The 22,836-nt window shown below is 63.6% G+C and carries 14 protein-coding genes; 9 read left to right on the top strand and 5 right to left on the bottom strand.

Annotated elements, in window-relative coordinates:
- The 3 genes from VWZ87_RS01635 to VWZ87_RS01645 all read right to left on the bottom strand — a co-directional run.
- A partial coding sequence (locus tag VWZ87_RS01635) for a Gfo/Idh/MocA family protein (RefSeq protein WP_416539356.1) occupies positions 1–408 on the bottom strand: 408 nt, incomplete at its 3' end.
- 336 nt (positions 409–744) lie between these two features.
- Positions 745–6,930 carry a DUF4347 domain-containing protein gene (locus tag VWZ87_RS01640; RefSeq protein ID WP_416535333.1) on the bottom strand — a complete coding sequence of 2,062 codons (6,186 nt, stop codon included), beginning with the start codon at positions 6,928–6,930 and terminating at the stop codon, positions 745–747.
- Between the two features lie 287 nt (positions 6,931–7,217).
- Complete coding sequence (locus VWZ87_RS01645; RefSeq protein ID WP_340547805.1) at positions 7,218–8,105, bottom strand: LysR family transcriptional regulator; 888 nt, start codon at positions 8,103–8,105, stop codon at positions 7,218–7,220.
- 117 nt (positions 8,106–8,222) lie between these two features.
- Here VWZ87_RS01645 and VWZ87_RS01650 point away from each other — a divergent pair, with 117 nt between their 5' ends.
- Both VWZ87_RS01650 and VWZ87_RS01655 read left to right on the top strand, forming a co-directional pair.
- Entirely contained in the window at positions 8,223–9,773 is a 1,551-nt protein-coding gene (locus VWZ87_RS01650) for a proton-conducting transporter membrane subunit (RefSeq protein ID WP_416535334.1), read from the top strand.
- A 17-nt stretch (positions 9,774–9,790) separates the two neighbouring features.
- Positions 9,791–12,241 (top strand): YbcC family protein, encoded by a 2,451-nt coding sequence (locus tag VWZ87_RS01655; protein WP_416535335.1) that lies wholly within the window; start codon positions 9,791–9,793, stop codon positions 12,239–12,241.
- 98 nt (positions 12,242–12,339) lie between these two features.
- Here VWZ87_RS01655 and VWZ87_RS01660 read toward each other — a convergent pair whose 3' ends face one another.
- Positions 12,340–12,951 carry a helix-turn-helix domain-containing protein gene (locus tag VWZ87_RS01660; RefSeq protein ID WP_416535336.1) on the bottom strand — a complete coding sequence of 204 codons (612 nt, stop codon included), beginning with the start codon at positions 12,949–12,951 and terminating at the stop codon, positions 12,340–12,342.
- Between the two features lie 165 nt (positions 12,952–13,116).
- On the opposite strand from VWZ87_RS01660, the gene VWZ87_RS01665 reads away from it, so the two are divergent.
- The 7 genes from VWZ87_RS01665 to VWZ87_RS01695 all read left to right on the top strand — a co-directional run bounded on the left by VWZ87_RS01665 (position 13,117) and on the right by VWZ87_RS01695 (position 21,398).
- On the top strand, positions 13,117–13,263 hold the full coding sequence (locus VWZ87_RS01665) for a hypothetical protein (RefSeq protein ID WP_340547809.1): 147 nt from the start codon (positions 13,117–13,119) through the stop codon (positions 13,261–13,263).
- Positions 13,260–14,222: a lipoyl synthase gene (gene lipA, locus VWZ87_RS01670; RefSeq protein ID WP_416535337.1), complete on the top strand. Its 963-nt coding sequence runs from the start codon at positions 13,260–13,262 to the stop codon at positions 14,220–14,222. Before VWZ87_RS01665 ends, lipA begins: the two co-directional genes overlap by 4 nt.
- A gap of 154 nt (positions 14,223–14,376) precedes the next feature.
- On the top strand, positions 14,377–15,753 hold the full coding sequence (locus VWZ87_RS01675) for an alanine/glycine:cation symporter family protein (protein ID WP_340547748.1): 1,377 nt from the start codon (positions 14,377–14,379) through the stop codon (positions 15,751–15,753).
- Between the two features lie 78 nt (positions 15,754–15,831).
- Positions 15,832–16,929 carry a glycine cleavage system aminomethyltransferase GcvT gene (gcvT, locus tag VWZ87_RS01680; protein WP_340547749.1) on the top strand — a complete coding sequence of 366 codons (1,098 nt, stop codon included), beginning with the start codon at positions 15,832–15,834 and terminating at the stop codon, positions 16,927–16,929.
- A gap of 18 nt (positions 16,930–16,947) precedes the next feature.
- The gene (gene gcvH, locus VWZ87_RS01685; protein ID WP_340547750.1) at positions 16,948–17,313 is read left to right on the top strand and encodes a glycine cleavage system protein GcvH; all 366 of its coding nucleotides are present in this window, start codon (positions 16,948–16,950) and stop codon (positions 17,311–17,313) included.
- A gap of 112 nt (positions 17,314–17,425) precedes the next feature.
- On the top strand, positions 17,426–20,281 hold the full coding sequence (gene gcvP / locus VWZ87_RS01690) for an aminomethyl-transferring glycine dehydrogenase (RefSeq protein ID WP_340547751.1): 2,856 nt from the start codon (positions 17,426–17,428) through the stop codon (positions 20,279–20,281).
- A gap of 88 nt (positions 20,282–20,369) precedes the next feature.
- Positions 20,370–21,398, top strand: a complete 1,029-nt coding sequence (locus VWZ87_RS01695; RefSeq protein ID WP_416535338.1) for a helix-turn-helix domain-containing protein — start codon at positions 20,370–20,372, stop codon at positions 21,396–21,398.
- Positions 21,399–21,417: 19 nt separating this feature from the next.
- On the opposite strand, the gene VWZ87_RS01700 is transcribed toward VWZ87_RS01695, so the two are convergent.
- Positions 21,418–22,755, bottom strand: coding sequence for an NAD(P)/FAD-dependent oxidoreductase (locus tag VWZ87_RS01700; RefSeq protein ID WP_416535339.1), 1,338 nt, complete (start codon positions 22,753–22,755; stop codon positions 21,418–21,420).
- Positions 22,756–22,836 lie beyond the last annotated feature (81 nt).

Here is a 22,836-nt window from a genome sequence, read left to right on the forward strand (position 1 = left end):
AAAAAACCGGGCGCTGCTGGCCTCCGCCGCCTGTCTGATCGCCTCGGCCTCGGCTGCGCTGGCGGCCAGCGGTTTGTCGCAGATCACATGAATGCCCGCGTTGAGAAAGGCGATGCTGGGGCCTGCGTGCAGATGGTTGGGTGTCACAATGGCAACCGCATCGATGCCATCGTCGCGCCCGGCCTCGGCGCGGGCCATCTCGTCATAGCTGGCGTAGCTGCGATCCGCGGCGATCCCCAGCTCTGCGGCGCTGGCCATCGCGCGTTCCGGGTCTGATGATAGCGCGCCGGCAACCAGCTCAAACCGGTCGTCCATCCGGGCAGCAATCCGGTGCACCGCACCGATAAAAGCACCCTGCCCGCCCCCGACCATCCCCAGTCTGAGGCGCGTCCTGCGATCCGTCGTCATAGTCCCAGCATCTCCCGAATTGTCTTCCTGTCGCGTTCGCCGTCAGCACAAGCTCAAAGGCCGTGTCGGTGCCCTCGATCAGATGGCGCGTGATAACGGGTGCGCCTTTTGGCAACCCGCTACTGTCGGCAATTTCAGCCAGCACTCCGATACGAGCGCTGCCCAGCTGTCATAGCCCTATTGCCACCGTTTGGGAAATACTCCCGTAAAATCAACCGGCCTCTAGCACGGACCTGTAGCACGGAGCGCGAAAGCGGCAGGCGCCGCTGACGGCCGAAGCGGCGCCGCCTGATGCGGTGGTCCGCCGGTCTGGCGGCGGCAGGGCGGTCCGGTTGCTCAGAACAGGAGGTCGGCGGTTTCCAGTTCGGCCCGCGTGACATCTATCAGGGTCAGGGTGCTGCCATCGGCAAAGGTAAAGACGAAATCATCCCCCGATTGCGCCCCGAAAGACAGCGCCTGGTCCCGGCTGGCGAAACCAAATTCGCGCAGGGTCAACTGGTCCTCCTGCGCGTCGAAATCGGCGATACGATCATTGCCGCGACCGCTGACAAAGATAAAGACGTCACTGCCGACACCGCCGCGCAGCAGATCGTCGCCCATACCGCCGTTCAGCGTGTCCCGACCCTCGCCGCCAGCAAGGCTGTCATTGCCGCTGCCGCCAAAGGCGCGGTCGTCCTGGGAGCCCATTGCGATCTGGTCGCTGCCGCCCCCGCCGTTCACGCGGTCGGCGCCGCCGCCAGCAAAGACGATATCATCGCCACGTCCCGCTCCGATCGTGTCGTTCCCGAGGCCGCCATAAACAGTATCGTCTCCAACGCCCCCCCGCAGCGTATCCTCACCCGTGCCACCGTGCATGAAGTCATTGCCGCTGCCGCCGTTCAAACGGTCATTGCCGTCGCCGGCGACCCCCCGGTCGTTTCCGGACCCTAGGAAGAGCTGGTCGTCCCCGTCGCCTCCGCGCAGCGTGTCCACACCGCTGCCGCCGCTCAGAAGGTCCTCGCCCCGGTTGCCGGTGATGCGATCATTGCCGCCGCCGCCGTTGATGGTGTCATTGAAGTTGGTGCCGCCGATGGAGTCATCGTCGTCGCCAGCCGACATATCCAGCGGCCTGCCGCCTGTTGATCCGCCTCCCGGCGCTGGCGCCGGGTTAACGTTGATCGTGACTACGGCCATATCTGACAAGGCATTGTCGGTACCGCCAGCAATCTGCACGCCGATCTGACGGTTGCCGTCGGTTGGCGCGCCGGCTGCGGCGCTGTCATATTGAAGGGCCCGCAGCAGGGTCTGGATCGTCGCGGGTGTTGCACCCGAGGTGAGGGTAATGACCAGATCTTCACCCGCGCCGCCGGTGCCGGTTGCCACGATGGTTCCGACGGGCACACCGCCGACGGAGACCACCGAGCCGTTGGCCTGACCGGCAGAGAGCGACACGGTGCCGCTGACATCGATGAGGAGCCGATCCTCGGCCTGCATCCCGCTCTCGAAGGAGACGGTCAGCGTGCCGGTATCAAAATCGGCGCTATCCGCGTCGCTGACAGTCAGGTCCCCCGCCACATCAAGAGCTGTGGCGCTGTCACCCTCGGTAAAGGTGAAACTGTCGCCGTCGAGATTGCCGATCACCGGAGGGGTGCCGGTCGCATTCAGGAGGAAGCTGACGCTGCTATCCTGATCGCCACCGTTGGCAGTGCCATCGGCATCATTCAGCGTCAGGGTGAAATCCCGCGCGCCGACCGTGGACGGGGCCTCATAGGTGATAGACCGGATCAGGGTCTGGATCGCCGCGTTGGTCGCATCGGCGGTGCTGAAGTTGATGGTCAGATCCGAACCGCCCTGCCCGTCATTGGTGATATCCACCGTGCCAATGGTCACGCCGTTGACCAGAACAGTCTCTCCTGCGGAAAGGCTGGCATCGCCTCCGGCAGTGACAATCGTGCCGTCAACGCCCCAATTGCCATTTGTGGTGCCTGAATTCTGCGAAATTGTCAGCTGGCCGCCGTTGTAATCGCTGGAATCGAGGTTGGACACCGTCACCGCGGACAAACCGCCAAGGCTCTGGGCGCCGGTTCCGACAACAACCTGGCTCGTCGCATGGTAGTGGGCATTGCCGATCACCGGGGCATCGTTCACCGGCATCACGTTTACCGACGACGACAGCGTCAGCGGGGCGCTGTTGGCGTTGCTGCCGGTTGCACTGCCGCTGTCGGTCAGGCCGGTGATGGTGACAACACGGCTGCCCCCGGTCGGGGTTTCGGATGTGTTGCGATAGGTGATGGTGTCAACCAGCGTCTCGGCCGCGGCGGTGCTCAGCGTGCCGCCGGTCAGGGTGACGGTTGCGGTATTGCCCAAGACGGATACCGTCGCAGTCAGGCCGTTGCTCGCGGTGGTCAGCGTGTTGGCATCCGTCAGCGCCAAGACACTGCCGTCGATCGTCAGCACCTCCGCCGCGCCGTCGGCGATATTGGTGACTGTCAGACTGAGAGTGGTCAGCGTCTGCCCCGCCTCGACGGTGTCGGCGCTGACAGTGTTGAACAGATCCGCTGCCGGGTCGCCTTCCACAAAATTCGGATTGCTGCCGGTTGCGACCAGCGTCGGCGCATCATCCGTGGCCGCGACGGTCACGGTCAGCGTCGCAGTGTCGGAGCTGATGCTGGTGCCGTCGGTGATGGTGAGACCCAGCGTCCGGTCATGGGTCGCCGGGTCATCGCTGCTGTTGTCGTAGGAGAGCGCGCCGACCAGCGTCTGCACCCGGGAGGGGGTCGCATTGGCGTTGAAATTGATGCCTAGTGTTTCATTGGCGCCACCGGTCGCACCGTTGGCCAAGGTGCCGATCACCACGCCGCCCACGCTGACGGAGGAGGCCGCTGTCTGCCCGGCAGACAGTGTGACGGAACCGCTGGTGTCGATCAGCAGGCGATCATTGGCGGTCTGTCCGCTTTGGAAGGCAAGGCTCAGTGTGCCGCTGCCCAGATTATTATCGGCATCGCTGATCGTGACATTGCCGCCGTTATCCAGCGCCACCGCGCCGAGGTTCTCGACAAAGGCGACGGTATCGCCGGCCAGATTGGCAACCACGGGTTTGTTGCCAAGGATCATCGAAAAATCGACCGAGGTGGACTGCGCGCCGCCATTGGCCGTGCCGTCGTTGTCATCCAGGCTGAGGGTGAAGGTCTGCGCACCGGTCCCGGCCGAGGCGCCCCAGGCGAGATTGCGGATCAATGTCTGGATTCGGGCATCGTCCGCATTGGCGGTGAGGTTGATTGCAAGCGTGTTGCCGCCCTGCCCGTCCTCGGTTGCATCGACGGTGCCAATGGTCACGCCACCAATCTGAATGGTTTCATTGGTCGCAATGCCCCCGTCACCGCCCGATGTCACCGTTGTGCCGTCGACGGAAAAGCTGCCGCTTGCGGTGTTGTTGCTGTCCTTGTCGACAATCCGCAGGACGCCGCCGGTGTAATCGGGCGAATCTGCATTGGCGAGAGTGGCGTCGGCGCCAGCATCGATCAGCGCAGATGCGCCAGGTGTCAGGACGCCCTGATCCCCCGTCAGATTTGCCAGCACGGGAGCGTCGTTGACGGCGGTGATCGTGACCGTGCTTGTCACGGCCAGGGCGGCGGTGTCATCGCCGCTGTTTGCCGTGCCGCCGCTATCGACAAGCTCGGTCACGGTGACCACGCGATTGGCGGTTGTTGTGGGATTATCTGATGTATTCCGGTAGGTTATACCATCTACGAGTGTTTGAAGCGCCGCAGGGCTGAGGGTACCCCCGGTGGCGGTGATGGTGGCGGTGCTGCCGGTTACGGAGACGCTCACCGACAGGGAGTTGGCGGCACTGACAAGAGCGGCGCCATTTGTCAGGGCCACGTCGGTGCCGTCAAACGCCAGTATTTCATCCGCGCCGTCGGCGATATTGGTGATGGTCAGGGTCAGGCCCGTGATCGTCTGTCCGGTTTCAACCGTGCCGGAGGTAACGCTGTTGAACAGGTCAACCGCCGCGCCGCCCTCAACATGGGTTGGGTTGCCGCCGGTAGCAGTCAGCGTTGGTTCGTCGTTGACGCCGGTATTGCTCACCGTGACCGCGCCGGTAGCGGAGGCGATCCCGCCGCTGCCCTGGCTGCCCACATTGCCGTCCGAGAAGGTCCAGTCCAACTGGACCGAGGCATCCGGGTCATTGCTGGTGTTGCTGTAGGTCACCCGCTGCAACACGTCGGTCACCAGAGCGGTTGTCGCCGGGGTGGCGAGGGAGGTGAAACTGATCGTCAGCGTACCGCCCACCTCGGCAAATGTCGCAAAGCTCTGCCCGCCGCTTTGCAGCATATTGCCGCTGACCGTGAACAGAGCCCCGGTCATATCAAAGCCGAAATCATCCTCGAGATCGGTGCCGCCGTTGCGGGCGATGGTCAGCGAGGCACCGCCGAAATCGCCATTGCCACCATTCAGGTTGGCCAGTTCGGTGTCGGCAATGGTGGCGGTGCTGTCCAGAACCACGGCGCTGCCGCCTTCGACAAAGGTCGGCGTAGCATCCAGACCGGCAAAGACCGGGGCATCGTTGACGCTGGTGACAGTAATACTGGCGGTGTCGCTGATGGCGGAAAACGCGCTTGTACCGCCGGTCACGCTGGCGTCCGCGACGCCGCCGGCAGAGCCGGTGGAGCGATCCCAGGCGCGGATGGTGATGGTGGCGGTGCCGGAATAATCCGCATCTGCCACAAAGCGGATCAGATGGGTAGCCGCCCCCGCCAGCGACCCGTCCAGCAGGCGCGCAGCGCTTGTTAGATCGACCGATGTGCCGGTGGTGGCGGTGAAATTCGTCCAGCTGGTTCCGTTGTCGAGGGAATATTGCCAGATCCCGTTGGTGTTATCGACCGCAGTCACCGCAATCGCTTCGACCGGGCTGCCATCGACATCGGTCACGCTGCCATCGGACATGATGCTGGCAACGCTGTCACCTGTGTTATTGGCGTTGTTGCTGGCGTCGTCGTCGCCATCAGCGGAGGAGCCATCGTCATCGCCTGCGTCCTCGGCAATGGTGCTGAGCACGGGCGACGCCGCGGCGTCGAGCACCGGCGCGTCATTCACCGCCGAAATGGTGATACTGACCGTATCGGCGCTGCCATTTGTGGTGCCGTCGTTGGGGGTGACGGTCAGAACCGCAGTAGTGGTGTCATTGCTGGCGGTGGTGTAGCGAAGTGTTGACGTGTCGTTCAGATAGGTATTGAGATCAGCGGCCGACCCCTGCAACGTCATCGACCCGGTGCCGGAATTTGCCACGGTCACACCGGCGGTTGTTCCGTTGCCATCGGTGGTGGCGATGGTGCCGCGATCCACGGCCAGGGTCAGGGTTATGGTATCGCCGTCGGCGTCAGATATATTGTAGGCCGACAGGTCAATCGCCGTCGCAACATCCTCTGTCGCAGTGTCATCTGGCGGTGTCCCGCCCAGCAGCGGGGCGTTATTGGCTGAAACCACGGCCGTGTCGACGGTCATGGTCAGGACCGCGAATTCCTGGAAACTGGGTTCATTGGTGTAATCGACCGCAATGCGTCGCACCGATCCCCAGGCTGCATCCGCGTCCCAGTCGCCGCTGCCGATGCTGTATGACACCAGTGCATTGGAACCGGCCGCAGCCCAGGTCAGCGTATCTGAGACGATTTCTGTCCCGCTGCTGTCAAAGCCACGGATGGTGAAAGTCTGTGAGGTGATGCTCTGCGCCCGGCCGAGCACCCGAAACCCCTCGAAACTGAAATCGCCATCACCGGCCAGCTGAAATCCATTGCTGTCATCGTTGTAGAAGGCACCGTCCATTGCGCCGATGGTCCCGCCCTCGACAGCGCCCACCGCCAGGTTCTGCGCGCCGCGCATGTTCAGATTGGTGAAGGTGCTTGAACCCTCGCTGCCGTCACCAAAATCAAGCGTCAGCGTCAGCCCGGGGAAATCCGCGATCCCGTCGCTGCCATCGGCCCAGGCGTCCTTGTTGTTGCCGCCATTTGTATAGTTGCCGTAGTTCAATACAGTGGACAGAACTGCCGGATAGGCCGCCTGCGCCACTGCCGAAATCCCGATCGGGGTTGAGATCGCGCCGATCTGCATCTCCAGATCCCAGTCGCCGCCCAGCTCGGCAGCGCCGGTCAGTGTCCGCGATGCGGCAACATTCGCGCCGGTCGCCTCGGCCAGGGCAGCAACGAAGGCTTCGCCTTTGGCAGTTGCCGCCACCTCGCAGCCATAAAGCAGGATGTCACCACCGGGATGCAGCGCCCGGCGCAGGGCCTCCATCACCTCAGGGTACCGGGCGAGCGTGGCCTCGGTCACGGTTTCGTCACCGATTAGCAGCGCGCCGTCTTCGCCGTGGGACATGATATGCAGCGCCGACAGACCGCGCACTGCGCTGAGGGCCTCTGCGATCTGACGCAGGCCGGACCCGTTGCGGGTCAGGTAGATGACGGTTGCGTCATCCGGCAGATCGATATGCAGGGTCTGACAGTGGTCGACGGCGGAATCAAAAACGAAATACTGGGTATCAATCATCTGAGTGCTCTGAGATTAAAGCTTACAATCCAAAGGTATGATCAGTCGCCTTGCTCAACCTATAGGATATCTAGGTTAATCAATCGGTAATGGCCAAATTATGTGGCAAGCTTATTAAAGAGTTCTTGCATCCAATATGCCAATCGTGCGGGGCGATGACTTTTTTGCGATAGGGGACAGCGCTGGGTCCGACCCAAAGGATCACGAACCGGGGCGGCGCCGCAGTGCCGGGACGAGCCAGGCGCTGGTGGCTTCATGCCAGCTCTGCCGGGCAGCGGGCCGGAAGGTCAGCCGTTCAGCACCGAGGCGCTGCCTGCCAGCACCTCCTGAACCAGCGGATTTGGAAAACGGCGCCGCAGGGTGACCGCATAGAAGGTCTCGCGAATGCGGGGGTGCTCCTCGGCCTCCAGCAGCCGCCCCGAGGACAGCTCATCCTGCACCACGATCGGGGCCACCAGCGCCAGGCCGATATCCTCGCGGGCCAGCAGCCGCATCATCGCCATGTCGTCGACCTCGGCAGCCACCTGCGGCACCACCGACAGGCGACTGGCCATGGCATCAAAGGCGGTCCGCACCGTATTGTCGGTGGTCGGCAGCACAAAGGGATGGGTGGTCAGCAATTCGCGGATCGGCAGGCGTGGATCCAGCCGCGCCGGGGTGCCGACGATGCTCACCGCCTGATCCCCGATCTGATGGGTTTCATAGGGGGTCAGGCTGTCGTCGGGAGGTTCGCGGTTCATCAGAACCAGATCGAGGTTCAGCGTTGCCAGCCCCTCCAGCAACTCGGTTGGGCTGCCGGAGCGCAGGATCACCTCGACATCACTTCGCGCCAGCATGGGCCGCAGGAACCCGATCTGAAAGTTCCGCGACAGTGTGGCCAGCGCACCCACCCGCAGCGCCTGACGGCTGCGCTCGCTGCCTTCCAGCGTGGCGATCAGCTCCTGCCCGGTGGCAAAGATCGCATCGGCATGATCCAGCGCGATACGCCCCGCCTCGGTCAGATGCAGCTGCCGTCCGCGCCGGTCGAACAGCGGATGGCCCAGCCGCTCCTCCAGCTGTTTGATCTGCACAGAAAGCGCCGATTGCGACAGATTCAGCCGCTGCGCGGTGCGGGTCAGATTGCCGTCATGGGCGACGGCCCAGAAATAGCGCAGATGATGATAGTTCAGGGGCATTCATTCTTATTAATAGAACGATAAGGCCATAACAATGAATTTTTATTAATCAAAGATCCGCGCTACCTGTCTCGTTGACGCAGCGTCCCCTGCTGCATGTGAATACGGGAGCCTTTCATGTTCTATCTGTTTTTGCCGCTCTTGGCCCCGATGCTGCTGCTGGCCGTCGCACTGCGGGCGCGCCGGACACCGGGTCTGCGGCCGGGTCATCTGCCGCGTCTGGCGGAATATGCCGCGCTGGCGGCATTTGCCATCTCGGCGCTGTCTGCGGTGCTGCTGGGCCTGAACGGTCCGGGCAGCTCGCCCTTGCTTGGCCTTTTTGGAGTTGGGCTGTCGGTGCGGCTGGATGTGGTCAGCGCCGTGATGCTGTGTCTGGTCAGTTTCATCGGCTGGATCGTGCTGCGCTACAGCGCCACCTATATGGACGGCGAGGGCCGTCAGGGCGCCTTTACCGGCTGGATGAGCGCCACGCTGGCCGCGGTTTTGCTGCTGGTGATGTCGGGCAATCTGGTGCAGCTGCTTCTGGCCTGGACCGCCACCAGCCTGTGCCTGCATCAGCTGCTGCTGTTTTATCGCGAGCGCACAACGGCGCAGCGGGCCGCGCGGAAAAAGGCGCTGGTGGCCCGGGCCAGCGAAATGTCACTCGGCCTCGCTGTCGCGCTGCTGATTGCCGCCTATGGTACCAGCGATATCGCCAGCATTCTTGCCGCTGCCAGCCCCGATCTGCTGACCCTTGCCGCCGCCGGGCTGATCGCGCTGGCGGCGGTGCTCGCCTCGGCGCAGTTTCCGGCCCATGGCTGGCTGACCGAGGTCATGGAAGCGCCGACGCCGGTCTCCGCCCTGCTTCATGCAGGCGTCATCAATGCGGGCGGCTTCCTGCTGATCCGTTTTGCCGATGTGATGCTGGCCGCGCCTGCGGTGATGGCGGTGCTGGTGATGCTGGGCGGGTTTACCGCGCTGTTCGGCGGGCTGGTGATGCTGACGCAGCCGGCCGTGAAGACCTCGCTGGCCTGGTCCACCATCGCGCAGATGGCCTTTATGATCATGCAATGTGGTCTGGCGCTGTTCCCGCTGGCGCTGCTGCATATCGTGGCGCATTCGCTCTACAAGGCGCACGCCTTTCTCAGCGCTGGCGAGGCGGTGGCCAATGTCGCCGCGATCCGGCGCCCCGGTCCCGTCGCGGTGCCAAGCGCGCGTAATGTGATGCAGGCCTTTGGCATCGGCATCGTGATCTATGCGCTGGTTGGAGCGGTCTTTGGCTTTGACGGCAAATCGGTGCAGGCAATTGCGCTGGGGGTGATCCTGATCTTTGGCGTGGCCTATATTCTGGCGCAGGGGCTGGCCGATGCCGCCCCCGGTGCGCTGACCCGGCGCACGGTGATCTATGCGGCGGCCACCTCTGTCAGCTATTTCCTGCTGCAACTGGCGGCGCTGAAGCTGACCGCCGGCACCCTGCCTGCCACCCCTGCTCCCGGCCCGCTGGAATGGGCGCTGATCCTGCTGGCGCTGGTCAGCTTTGGCGCGGTGGCCGTGGCGCAGGCGACCTTCCCGCTCTGGGCGATGCACCCGGCGGCAGCGGGGCTGCGGGTCCATCTGTCCAACGGGCTTTATGCAAATGCGATTTTTGATCGGCTGCTGGGCGGCTGGTCAAAGCGGACCACATCCTGAAACCGGGAGATCGACCCATGTTGATGAAGCACGAAACCTACCCCGCCGCCCTGTTGGAGCTGGTCACCTGCGCCAATCGGGCCGCCCGCGCGATCCCGCCGCTGTTCCCGCTCACCTCCAGCGTTGCGGTGAACCCCTTCCTCGGTCAGAGCGAAGAGCCGCTGGCGGTGACCTCGGCGCGGCTGGCGCGGGTTGCGGGCACACGGGTGACCCCGGACCGCAGCCATTGGGCGGCGAAACGGGCCGCCGGAGACCTCACCGACAGCGATCTGCGGGCCGCATTGGCGCGGGTCGGCACCCGCTTCAGCGATGTGCAGATGGCCGATCTCCATGCGGCACTGGGCGCCACGGACACCAACGATGACCCAAGCGCGCTGCCGACGGTGGCGGAGCTGGCGCAGGAGCTGTCCGGCGTCGACTGGCCCGGCCTGATCGAGGAACGCATCGGCGCCTTTGCCGCCAGCCATTTCGATCAGGGGCAGGCGCTGTGGCAGCCGGACCGGACCGGCGGCACCTATGCGGCCTGGCGTCAGTTTGCCAGCCGCGATCTGACGCCGGAAATCCACGGGCTGCACGGGTTTGGCGGGTTTGTCGCCGCTACCAACCGGTCACATTGGCGCGCCATCGGACGGGCCTCCGAAACGCTGGGCGTCAGCTCTGCGGCCGCCGAGACCGGGTTTCACCGCTGGCTGATGACACTGCAAGGCTGGGCGCAATATGGCCGCTACCTGTCGTGGCAGGCCGAGCTGGAGGGCAAGAGCGACACCACCACGGTTGAGCTGTTGGCGATCCGCATGGTGTTTGACGAGGCGCTGTTCCACCAGTATCGCGACCAGATCGCGGCCCGCTGGCAGGAGGTCGTCGAAAGCCACGAAACCCCGATCACCCCAAGCCGCAATCAGGTGATCGACGCCATTCTGCAAGAGGCAGGCGAACGGGCGGCGCAGCGGCAACTGGCGGGCAGGCTGACCGTCGCGACCCCGGAGCCAGCGGCACAGGCAAAGGCCACCGACCGCCCCCTATTGCAGGCCGCCTTCTGTATTGATGTACGGTCCGAAGTGTTCCGCCGCGCGCTGGAAGCACAGGACAGCGGCGTGCAGACACTTGGGTTTGCGGGCTTCTTCGGGCTGGCCGCGGCGCATAATGCAGCGGGCTCCGACGTTACCGAAGGGCGCGGCCCGGTGCTGCTGAGCGCGGGCGTCCAGTCGCGGGCGGCGGAACCGGCGGAGCTTGACCTTGCCCGGCGCTATGCAGCGCGGGCGCGGCGCGCCTGGGGCCGGTTCAAACTGGCGGCGGTCTCCTCCTTTGCCTTTGTCGAGGCCACAGGCCCGGTCTATGCGGGCAAGCTGCTGCGCGATGCCTTTGGTGCCAGCAGTCGTCTGGCCACGGATCCGGCGCCGGTGCTTGATGCTTCGGTGGATCTGGACCACCGGGTTGCGATGGCCCGGACCATCCTGTCGGCGATGTCGCTGACCGGTGGCTTTGCCCCGGTTGTGATGCTGGCAGGCCATGGCGCGGATGTGACCAACAACCCCCATGCAAGTGCTCTGCACTGTGGCGCCTGCGGTGGCCATGCGGGTGACGTGAATGCCCGGTTGCTGGCCGGACTGCTGAATGACCGGGCGGTACGCGGCGGACTGCGCGAGGCAGGGATCAGCATCCCCGAGGACACCGTTTTCCTGCCCGCGCTGCATCACACCACCACCGATCAGGTCACGCTCTACGAACAGGATCTGCCCGCTGGTGCTGCCACCCGTTTTGCCCGCGAGCTGGCGAATATCCGTCGCTGGATCGAGGCCGCAGGCGCTCTGGCCCGCAGCGAACGGGCGGTACGGCTGCCCCGCGCAAGCGCTGGTGCAGACATCCTGCGCCGCTCCTCCGACTGGGCGGAACTGCGCCCGGAATGGGGGCTGGCCGGTTGCCGCGCCTTTATCGCCGCCCCGCGTCAGCGGACCGAGGGCCGGGCGCTTGACGGGCAATCCTTCCTGCACAGCTATGACTGGCGGGCGGATGAGGGCTTTGGCGTGCTGGAGCTGATCATGACCGCGCCGGTGGTGGTCGCAAGCTGGATCAGCCTGCAATACTACGGCTCCAGCGTGGCCCCCGCCCTGTTCGGTGGCGGCAACAAACTGTTGCACAACGTCGCCGGTGGCATCGGTGTGCTGGAAGGCAATGGCGGCGCGCTGAAACCCGGTCTGCCCTGGCAATCGGTGCATGATGGCGAGGCGCTGCAACATGACCCGCTGCGGCTGACCGTGGTGATCGAGGCGCCGCGCGATGCCATGACGCAGATCCTGAACCGCCACCCACAGGTGCGCGCCCTGTTCGACAATGGCTGGCTTCATCTGATGGCGATGGACGATCAGGGGCATCTGGTCTGGCGCTACGAGGGCGATCTTAACTGGTCACGCATGGAAGCCGACGAGAGCACGGCCAACTGCGCGGCGCTGGAGATTGCTGCCGAATAGGCGGATCACCCCAAGCCATGGAACACCGATCTGCGCCGCCCCGGCCAATATCCGGGCGGCGCAGATTGCATATCGCCGGGGGCGCCGCTGAGTTCAGATCAGTTCAGCGAGACCCAGAGCACCTGCGCGTCCTCTTCACTGGTCGAAACGCAGCAATGGCCCATGCCGCTGTCGTAATAGACGGTATCGCCGGCCTTCATCGGCAGCGGGCGGTAATGTTCGGTGTAAAGAACCAGTTCACCGCTGATCACGAACATGAACTCCTCGCCACTGTGGCGAATCCAGCTTTCGAACTCCGACACGTCACGCGCCTTGATGCGGCTGATATAGGGCAGCATCCGCTTGCTGGTCAGCTCGGTGCACACCAGTTCGTGGTCGTAGGTCTGGGTTTCCTGATGCTCTCCCGCGCCCTTGCGGGTGTAGTCGCGCCGCCCGGAGATATCGCTCTTGGCGGATTGCACAAACAGCTGCGGCGTCTGCAAATCCAGCGTCTGCATCAGGCGGCGGATGATCTCGAAACTGGGGCGGGTCTGGTTGTTCTCGATCTTCGACAGGGTGGAGCGGCCGATGTTCGCGGCCCGCGCCGCTTCCTCCAGCGTCAGCCCCTTCTCCTTGCGGGATTCGCGAATCATTTTCCCCAGCGCATCACCATCGGGAGCCTCGGCAAACTCCGTCGCGGGGGCGCCGTCTTCCGCGTTGATGGGTTCCATGGGCGTGCAATCTCCTGAGTTTCCCAATGTTTACCCTTCCCCCGGTGATAGGTCAAAGTTTCTATGTAAAAGCAATCGTTGCTTATCGTGGAAAAGTTTCTTAAAGGAAACACACGGGAGAGTTAGGGGCTTTTTTCCCCTGACAGACAATAGTGAGGGGCAGAGATGAGCCTTTATGATCGGATCGTTATCGGTGACGGCCCTGCGGGCTATGTCGCGGTGGACAAACGCTTTTCAACCTCGATGCCTGCTATCGCCAAGACCGGTCCCGAAGGTGCCTTTGTCGGCAAGCGTAAGGAGGCCGTAGGATGAACGTCCCCATGCCGCGGCTCCGCCACCCGGAAAAATCGAAAAAGGCCGATAGCGAGATCCCGCGCAAACCGAAGTGGATCCGCCGCAAGAAAATCGAGAGCGCGGAGTATTTCGAGACCCGCCGCCTGATGCGGGATCACAATCTGACCACCGTCTGCGAAGAGGCCGCCTGCCCCAATATCGGCGAATGCTGGTCCAAACGTCATGCCACCATGATGATCATGGGCGAGATCTGCACCCGCGGCTGTTCTTTCTGCAATGTCTCGACCGGTCGCCCCGATGCGCTGGACGCCTTTGAGCCCGGTCGGGTGGCACAGGCGGTGAAGAAACTGGCACTGCGCCATGTCGTGATCACCAGCGTTGATCGCGATGATCTGGAGGACGGCGGCGCGGCGCATATCGCCCAGACCATCCGCGCCGTGCGCCACCAGACCCCCGGCACCACGATTGAGGTGCTGACCCCGGATTTTCTGGGCAAGGGTGATGCCGCAAAGATCGTCTTTGACGCGGCCCCGGATGTGTTCAACCACAATCTGGAAACCGTCCCACATCTCTACCCCCGTGTCCGCCCCGGTGCGCGGTATTACAGCTCGCTGCGGCTGCTGGATGACGCCAAACGCGCCAATCCACAGGTTTTTACCAAATCCGGCCTGATGGTCGGCATGGGAGAAACCCTGGAAGACCTGCGTCAGGTGATGGATGATCTGCGCGCTGCGGACGTCGATTTCCTGACCGTGGGACAGTATCTTCAGCCCACCCCGAAACACCATCCGATTGATCGCTTCGTCACCCCGGAGGAGTTTGAGCAGATCGAACGCATGGCCCGAAGCAAAGGGTTCCTTGGTGTCTCGGCGACACCTCTGACCCGCTCTTCCTTTCACGCGGATGAGGATTTTGCGGCGCTCAAGGAAGCCCGCAACAGGCAGCTTGGCGACAGCCTTGCGGGGGGTGCCGGCTAACGGACCACCCCTCGGACCGGGATTGCCCCGCGACTGGTGGGTCGCGGCAGGAGGGGCAGGACCGGGAAATCGACTTGTCATCGGTCGCGAACCGCAGCAAAGGCCGGGACAGGCACTCATAGGCCAAGGACCACCACCCAAAGGGAGGAAAATTATGGAAGTTTTGAATTCGATTGTGGGCTATATCAACGGGATCGTCTGGGGACCGCTGATGCTGGTCCTCATTCTCGGCGTTGGCCTGTTCTTGCAGATCGGGCTGAAGCTGATGCCCATCCTGCGCATCGGCACCGGCTTTGCCCTGCTGTTCAAGGGCCGCGAGGCCGGAGATGGCGAGGGCCAGATCACCCCGTTTAACGCGCTGATGACCGCGCTGTCGGCCACCATCGGCACCGGCAATATCGCCGGCGTTGCCACCGCCGTGTTCCTCGGCGGCCCCGGCGCGCTGTTCTGGATGTGGATGACCGCACTGGTCGGCATGGCCACCAAATATTCCGAAGCCGTGCTGGCGGTAAAATACCGCGAACAGGACAGCCAGGGCAATTATGTCGGCGGCCCGATGTATTACATCAAGAACGGTCTTGGCGCGAACTGGGCCTGGCTCGGCTTTGCCTTTGCGCTGTTCGGGGCTATCGCCGCCTTCGGCATCGGCAATGGTGTCCAGGCCAATGGTGTGGCACAGGTGCTGGAAACCAACTTCGGCTTCAACCCCTCCATCACCGGTATCGTGCTGATGGCGCTGACCGGCGCCGTGATCCTTGGCGGCATCACCCGCATCGGTGCGGTGGCCGGGAAACTGGTTCCCTTCATGGCTGTCAGCTATGTCACCATCGGCCTGCTGGTTCTGATCATCAACGCCGATCAGCTGGGCCATGCCTTGGGTCTTGTCTTCACCTATGCGTTCACCCCCTCGGCCGCTGAAGGCGGCTTTGCCGGGGCCGCTGTCTGGGCCGCAATCCGCTTTGGTGTGGCCCGTGGCGTGTTCTCGAACGAAGCCGGTCTTGGCTCCGCCCCGATCGCCCATGCCGCAGCTGAAACCAAGGGTCCGGTAAATCAGGGCCTGATCGCCATGCTGGGCACCTTCATCGACACCATCATCGTCTGTTCCATCACCGGTCTGGCCATCATCGCCTCCGGCGCTTGGACCTCGGGCGAAAGCGGTGCAGCGCTGACCTCGCTGGCCTTTGAAACCTCCCTGCCCGGCTTTGGCGGCTATGTGATTGCCATCGCGCTGTCGATCTTTGCCTTTACCACCATTCTGGGCTGGTCCTACTATGGCGAGAAATGCGTCGGCTATCTTCTGGGTGCCAAGGTGCTGATCGGCTACCGTGTGCTGTGGATCGTCGCGATCTACTTCGGGGCCACGGCGGATCTGGGCTTCATCTGGCTGCTGGCGGATACGCTGAACGCGATGATGGCGATCCCGAACCTGATCGCCCTCGCCCTGCTGAGCCCGGTCGTCTTCAAGGTGACGAAAGAGTTCTTTGCCTCCAACGGGCAGACGGAAGAGCCGAGCAAAGGCGCGGCAGAATAATCAAGACCAACCGACATCGGGGCGCGGCAGGCGTCGCGCCCCGGCTTTTCAACCACATCAATTCAAGGGCAAGACGCTATGACCGACGCGCCGAAACGTACCCCGCTCTATGACCTGCATGTCGCCCTCGGCGGCAAGATGGTGGATTTTGCCGGCTGGGAAATGCCGGTCCAGTACCCCATGGGCATCATGGGAGAGCACAAGCAGTGCCGCGAAAAGGCTGCGCTGTTCGATGTCAGCCACATGGGCCAGGTGATCCTGCGCGGCGACAACGTCGGCGAAAAACTGGAAGCACTCTGCCCGCAGGCCTTTGCCACCCTCAAGGAAGGCAAGGCACGCTATGGCTTCTTCACCAATGACGATGGCGGCATCATGGACGACCTCATCGTCTCCAATGCCGGCGATCATTACTTCGTGGTGGTGAACGCCGCCCTGCGCCATCAGGATATCCCCCATATGAAGGCGCATCTCGACGGTGTCGAGGTGACCGAGATCTTCGACCGCGCGCTGGTCGCCGTTCAGGGCCCGGCAGCCGAAAATGTGGTGGGCGACCTTTGCCCCGCCGCCCGCGAGATGACGTTCATGGAAACCATCCTTGCCGATATCGACGGCGTGGAATGCCGCATTTCCCGCCTCGGGTACACCGGCGAAGACGGCTATGAGATTTCCATCCCCGAGGCTGACGCCGAACGCATCACCAGGCTGTTCCTGGCCCATGACGATTGCGAACCCGCCGGTCTGGGCGCGCGCGACTCCCTGCGTCTGGAGGCCGGTCTCTGCCTTTATGGCAATGACATCGACCAGTCGACCTCCCCGATCGAGGCCTCGCTGGCCTGGGCGATCCAGAAACGCCGCAAGGAAGAAGGCGGCTTCCCCGGTGCTGCCCGCATCCAGAAAGAGCTGGCCGAGGGGGCCGCGAAGAAACTGGTCGGCATCAAACCCTCCGGTCGCGCGCCCGCCCGTCAGCATGTTGAAATCCAATGCGCCGACGGCAATACCATCGGTGAAATCACCTCCGGCTGCTTTGGCCCCACCGTCGGCGGCCCGGTCGCCATGGGCTATGTCGCCGCGCCGCATGGCAAACCGGGCGAACAGGTCAAGCTGATCATCCGTGGCAAGCCCCATGATGCAGAAATCACCGCGCTGCCCTTCGTCACCCAGAACTACAAACGTTAAGCTCCAGGAGTACCCGAGATGACCACCTATTATTCCGAAGATCACGAATGGATCACCGTCGAGGGCGACACCGCCACGCTCGGCATCACCAAACATGCCGCCGAGCAGCTGGGTGAAGTTGTCTTCATCGAGCAGCAGGACAGCGGCGAGGAATTTGAAAAAGGCGGCGAGATCGGCGTCATTGAATCGGTGAAGGCCGCGTCGGAAATCTACGCCCCGCTCGATGGCGAGATCACCGCCATCAACGAGACTCTGGCCGACAACCCCGGCGCCCTGAACGAAGACCCCGAAGGCGCGGCCTGGATCTACAAGATCAAACTCTCCGACACCTCGCAGCTGGAGGATCTGATGGATCTGGACGGCTACAAGGCGCTGATCGGCTGATCCTGCGCGGCGGATCCGGCAACCGGCTCCGCCGCATCTTCTGGCTCTAAATATCCCCGCCGGAGGCTCCCGCAGCCTCGGCAGGCGACCCCTCGCAACAGGAGCGCTCCACATGGCCTTCAAACTGACTGATTACGAAGCTTATGATTTTGCCAATCGCCGCCACATCGGGCCCAGCCCGCGTGAAATGGCCGATATGCTCAAAACCATCGGTTTCAACACCCTCGATGAGCTGATCGACGCCACCGTGCCCCCCGCCATCCGCCAGAAAGAGGCGCTGGACTGGGGTCCGGCGATGACCGAACGCGATGCGCTGTTCCACATGCGAGAGATCGCGGGCAAGAACAAGGTGCTGACCTCGCTGATCGGTCAGGGCTACCACGGCACCACCACCCCGGCGCCGATCCTGCGCAACATCCTGGAAAACCCCGCCTGGTACACGGCTTACACGCCTTACCAGCCTGAGATTTCGCAGGGTCGCCTTGAGGCGCTGCTGAACTTCCAGACCATGGTCAGCGATCTGACCGGCCTGCCGGTGGCCAATGCCTCGTTGCTCGACGAAGCCACCGCCGCGGCCGAAGCCATGGCGATGGCCCATCGTGGGTCGCGCTCCAAGGCGAATAACGCGGCCTTCTTCGTGGACAAGAACTGCCACCCGCAGACCGTCGCCGTGATCCAGACCCGCGCCGAACCTCTGGGCATCGACGTTGTTGTCGCCGATCCCTCCGAACTGGAGGCCGCCGCCGTCTTTGGCGCGATCTTCCAGTATCCCGGCACCCATGGCCATGTCACCGATTTCAGCGACCAGATCGCCGCCCTGCATGACAACAAGGGCGTTGCGGTTGTCGCGGCGGATATCCTGTCGCTGGCGCTGCTGAAATCCCCCGGTGAAATGGGCGCCGATATCGCCATCGGCTCGACCCAGCGGTTCGGCGTTCCGATGGGCTACGGCGGCCCGCACGCGGCCTATATGGCGACCACCGACAAGCTGAAGCGCTCCATGCCCGGCCGGATCATCGGCGTCTCCGTCGATGCGCGCGGCAACAAGGCCTATCGCCTGTCGCTGCAAACCCGCGAACAGCACATCCGCCGCGAAAAAGCCAATTCCAACGTCTGTACCGCACAGGCGCTGCTGGCGGTGATCGCGTCGATGTATGCGGTCTACCACGGCCCCGATGGCATCAAGGCGATTGCGCAATCCGTGCACCGCAAGACCGCCCGCATGGCCGCTGGTCTGGAACAGGCCGGGTTCAAGGTCGAACCGGAAGTCTTCTTTGACACCATCACGGTTGAGGTGGGTCACCTGCAGAAAACCGTCATGGAAGCCGCTGTTCAGCGCGGCATCAACCTGCGCCGCGTCGGCGAAACCAAGGTCGGCATCTCGCTCGACGAACAGACCCGCGCCGAAACCATCGAGGCCGTCTGGGGTGCCTTTGGCATCGACCGCAAGGACGACAGCTCCAACAAGCAGTACCGCCTGCCCGAAGCCATGCTGCGCGAGAGCGCCTATCTCACCCACCCGATCTTCCACAAGAACCGGGCCGAGGCCGAGATCACCCGCTACATGCGCCGTCTGGCCGACCGCGATCTGGCGCTGGACCGTGCGATGATCCCGCTTGGCTCCTGCACCATGAAGCTGAACGCGACCATCGAGATGATCCCGGTCACCTGGCCGGAGTTCAGCAACCTGCACCCCTTCGTTCCCGAAGATCAGGCGCAGGGCTACCATGAGATGATCGCCGATCTGAACGACAAGCTCTGCCAGATCACCGGTTATGATGCGATCTCCCAGCAGCCGAACTCTGGCGCGCAGGGCGAATATGCAGGCCTTCTGACCATCCGCAACTACCACGCGGCAAACGGTCAGGGTCATCGCAACGTCTGCCTGATCCCGACCTCCGCCCATGGCACCAATCCGGCCACCGCGCAGATGGTTGGCTATCAGGTGGTTCCGATCAAGGCGGATGACAAAGGCAATATCGACGTCGCGGATTTCCGCGAAAAGGCCGAGAAGCACTCGGACCACCTCGCCGCCTGCATGATCACCTACCCGTCCACGCACGGCGTGTTTGAGACCACCGTGCAGGAGGTCTGCCAGATCACCCATGAGCACGGCGGTCAGGTCTATATCGACGGTGCAAATATGAACGCGATGGTCGGCCTGTCCCGTCCGGGTGACATTGGCGGCGACGTCAGCCACCTGAACCTGCACAAGACCTTCTGCATCCCGCATGGCGGTGGCGGCCCCGGCATGGGTCCGATCGGCGTCAAGGCGCATCTGACCGAACACCTGCCGGGTCACCCGGAATACGGCACCGCCGTGGGTCCTGTCTCGGCAGCGCCCTTCGGCTCGCCCTCGATCCTGCCGGTCAGCTGGGCCTATGTGCTGCTGATGGGGGGCGCTGGCCTCACGCAGGCGACGAAGGTTGCGATCCTCAACGCCAACTACATCGCGGCACGTCTGAAGGATGCCTATCCGATCCTCTACACCTCCGAATCCGGTCGTGTGGCGCATGAGTGCATTCTGGACACCCGTCCGCTGAATGACGAGGGCGGCGTGACCGTGGATGATGTGGCCAAGCGCCTGATCGACAGCGGTTTCCACGCGCCGACCATGTCCTGGCCGGTGGCGGGCACGCTGATGGTGGAGCCGACCGAATCCGAACCCAAGGACGAGCTGGACCGCTTCTGCGATGCCATGCTGTCCATCCGGTCGGAGGCGCAGGACATCATCGACGGCAAGATCGACGCCGAAAACAACCCGCTGAAGCACGCACCACACACCGTGCGCGATCTGGTCGGTGAGTGGGATCGCCCCTACAGCCGCGAACAGGCCTGCTTCCCTCCAGGCAACCTCGGTGTGGATAAATACTGGCCGGCGGTCAACCGCGTCGACAATGCCTATGGCGACCGCAACCTGATCTGCACCTGCCCTCCGATGGAGGATTACGCAGAGGCGGCGGAATAAATCCACGCCAAGACCCAAGGTGTCGCCGGTTCCCACCGGCGGCACCCCTATGCCGATCCATCCCGCTCACCGTATGCGAGGCAGACAGATGACACTTCATTCCCGGCCCCACGGCGATAGCGAGATTGCCCGCACCGGTGGCCGTGGCCTGCGTCACATTGATGTCGTCCTTCCCGACGGCGCGCCACGATCCCGCGCCCAGATCATCATCGACCTGTTCGACGCCGCAAACGATCTGCTGGACGGGGTGCAATACCGGGTGCGCGTCTGTGGTCTGGATATGCTCGCCAGCGGCCCGGTTGCCGGTCGCGCCCGCGCGCTCGTGGTGTTTCTGGGCGATATTCACAGCCGCTGGCAGCTGAATGCCAAGGAACGCGCCCGCGTCAATCAGGTGATGCGCCTGTCAGAGCGCAGCGCCTTTGTTGGCGGTGCGGTGTTCCTGCTGGATGCGCTGGCGCGCGGCGGCGATCACCATCTGGCGATCCACCCGAATTTCCTCGCCTCGGCCGGGGAATGCAGCCTGCGTCAGGATCAGGACGGCGCCGCCACTGCCGCCTCCGGCACCGTGCATTCGGCGATCTGCAGTTTTGCCACCCCGCATATGCTGCTGGATATCATCGCTGCCGACTGCGGGCGACTGGCCGCGAATGGTATGGCGCATTACCTCGGTCTTGATACCGGCAAACGCCCCAAGAAGAGCCGTATTGCGCTGAACCTAGAACAGAAATCCGCAGGCGACGGGCTGATCACCCAATGCCTCGCCGTGATGCAGGACCATATCGAAACGCCGCTGTCGGTGGCCGAACTGGCCGATATGCTGAATGTCTCCACCCGCTGCCTGCAACGGCGCTTTACCCGCCATTTTGAACGCTCGCCGCTCAGCGTTTACCGGTCCTTGCGGATCGAACGCGCCCATCAGCTCTTGACCCAGACCGATATACCGCTGCGTCAGGTCGCCGTCGCCACCGGCTTTGGCAGCTACCAGAGCCTCAGCCAGCACATCCGCGAAACCTATGGCCATGCGCCGGACGTGATCCGCCGCAGCGCCTTTCGCGGCCCGGCCCCGGACAGCCTGCGACAGAGCCGGATCCACCAGTCGCATAGCGCGCCGCTCTGATGCCGCTGCCGGGGTCCGGTCAGATCCGGTCCTTGATCCTATACCAGCCAAAGGCCAGCGGCAGTGACATCCGCCGCCAGCGGCCCAGCTCAAACCGGCGCAGCGGGCGCTGCATCAGATCGGGATGCGGCAGGCGGCTGCGCCCCAGCGCCTGATCGGCGATCAGCGCCCCGGCATAAGGCGCCATACAGACGCCGCTGCCATGATACCCGAGCGCGGCCCAGGCGTTATCCAGCCCCGGCACTGTCCCGGCAAAGGGCACGAGATTGCGGGTCATACAGATCAGCCCGGACCAGAAATACTCCGTCTCCACATGGCGCCAGGCCGGGAACATCCGGTCAAAATCCGCCCGCGCGCGGGCTTTGGTGGCGGCGATATTCTCCTCGCTCACCCGCACCGATCCGCGCAGCCCCAGCAACAGCCGACGATCCGGCAACAGGCGCAGATAATGCAAAAGCGTGCGGCTGTCGCAGACCATCTGCTCACTCCACCAGCCCTGGTCGGCAATCTCGGCCTCGCTCAGCGGGCGAGTCACCATGATATTGGACTGAACCGGCAGATAGCGGCCCGCGAATGCGCCCGGCAGATCGTCCGAAGAATAGCCATTGGTGGCAATCAGCAGCCGCCTGGCGCGGACCTGCCCGCCGGCGACCCGCAGCAGATAGCCGTCACCCTGCGTGTCAATCGCCTCGACGGCACGGTCCGAATACATCCGCACCCCCGCCGCCTCTGCCGCGCGGGTCAGGCCAAGCACGAATTTCATCGGGTTCAGCGCAAACCCCACAGGCAGATGGACCGCGCCATGGAACTCCGGGCTGTTCAGCCCCTGCGCCGCCATGTCTTCCTTTGGTACAAATTCATACGGCAGATCATAGCGGCGGGTGTACTCCTGCCCATAGGCATGGAGCTCCTCCAGACGGTCCGCGCGATGCGCCACATAGGTATAGCCCCGCGAATGGCGATCCACCTCCAGCGCGTACCGGTCCAGATACTGCTCCACCAGATCGACGGCCGCGCGTTCGGCATCAAAGAACCGGCGCGCATCCGGTTCGCCATAGCGGCGCAGAATGGCATCATCGTCCAGTTTGGCACTGCCCACCGAAACCAGCCCGCCATTGCGCCCCGAGGCCCCCCAGCCGGGCCGTTCGGCATCCAGCAACACCACATCGCCGCCGTTTTCGGCCAGGGTCAGCGCCGCCGACAGGCCGGTATAGCCGCCTCCGATTATGGCAAATTCCGCCGTCACCTCATCGCGCAGCGGCGCGTATCGTGGCGCCGGATCGGGCAGAAACCGGTTCCAGTACCGCGTCTGGATCGGGCGATCGGTATAGGCCAGAGGTTCGTAGATATGTTTCATTCGGGCGTGCCATCAGATGTCAGGTTCTGCGCAGAAGCTATCCGCAGCCCCCCCGGTGCCGTCAATCCCACGCGAACAGTC

The sequence above is a fragment of the Phaeobacter sp. JH20_37 genome (genome assembly GCF_048056015.1).
GTDB classification, from domain to species: domain Bacteria; phylum Pseudomonadota; class Alphaproteobacteria; order Rhodobacterales; family Rhodobacteraceae; genus Phaeobacter; species Phaeobacter bryozoorum.

Bases quoted from the DNA above. Each gene is read 5' to 3' on its own strand.
- VWZ87_RS01650 (WP_416535334.1), top strand. From the start codon at position 8,223: ATGTTCTATCTGTTTTTGCCGCTCTTGGCCCCGATGCTGCTGCTGGCC.
- VWZ87_RS01675 (WP_340547748.1), top strand. From the start codon at position 14,377: ATGGAAGTTTTGAATTCGATTGTGGGCTATATCAACGGGATCGTCTGG.
- VWZ87_RS01665 (WP_340547809.1), top strand. From the start codon at position 13,117: ATGAGCCTTTATGATCGGATCGTTATCGGTGACGGCCCTGCGGGCTAT.
- VWZ87_RS01640 (WP_416535333.1), bottom strand. From the start codon at position 6,930: ATGATTGATACCCAGTATTTCGTTTTTGATTCCGCCGTCGACCACTGT.
- VWZ87_RS01655 (WP_416535335.1), top strand. From the start codon at position 9,791: ATGTTGATGAAGCACGAAACCTACCCCGCCGCCCTGTTGGAGCTGGTC.
- gcvP (WP_340547751.1), top strand. From the start codon at position 17,426: ATGGCCTTCAAACTGACTGATTACGAAGCTTATGATTTTGCCAATCGC.
- VWZ87_RS01700 (WP_416535339.1), bottom strand. From the start codon at position 22,755: ATGAAACATATCTACGAACCTCTGGCCTATACCGATCGCCCGATCCAG.
- gcvH (WP_340547750.1), top strand. From the start codon at position 16,948: ATGACCACCTATTATTCCGAAGATCACGAATGGATCACCGTCGAGGGC.
- VWZ87_RS01695 (WP_416535338.1), top strand. From the start codon at position 20,370: ATGACACTTCATTCCCGGCCCCACGGCGATAGCGAGATTGCCCGCACC.
- lipA (WP_416535337.1), top strand. From the start codon at position 13,260: ATGAACGTCCCCATGCCGCGGCTCCGCCACCCGGAAAAATCGAAAAAG.
- gcvT (WP_340547749.1), top strand. From the start codon at position 15,832: ATGACCGACGCGCCGAAACGTACCCCGCTCTATGACCTGCATGTCGCC.
- VWZ87_RS01645 (WP_340547805.1), bottom strand. From the start codon at position 8,105: ATGCCCCTGAACTATCATCATCTGCGCTATTTCTGGGCCGTCGCCCAT.
- VWZ87_RS01660 (WP_416535336.1), bottom strand. From the start codon at position 12,951: ATGGAACCCATCAACGCGGAAGACGGCGCCCCCGCGACGGAGTTTGCC.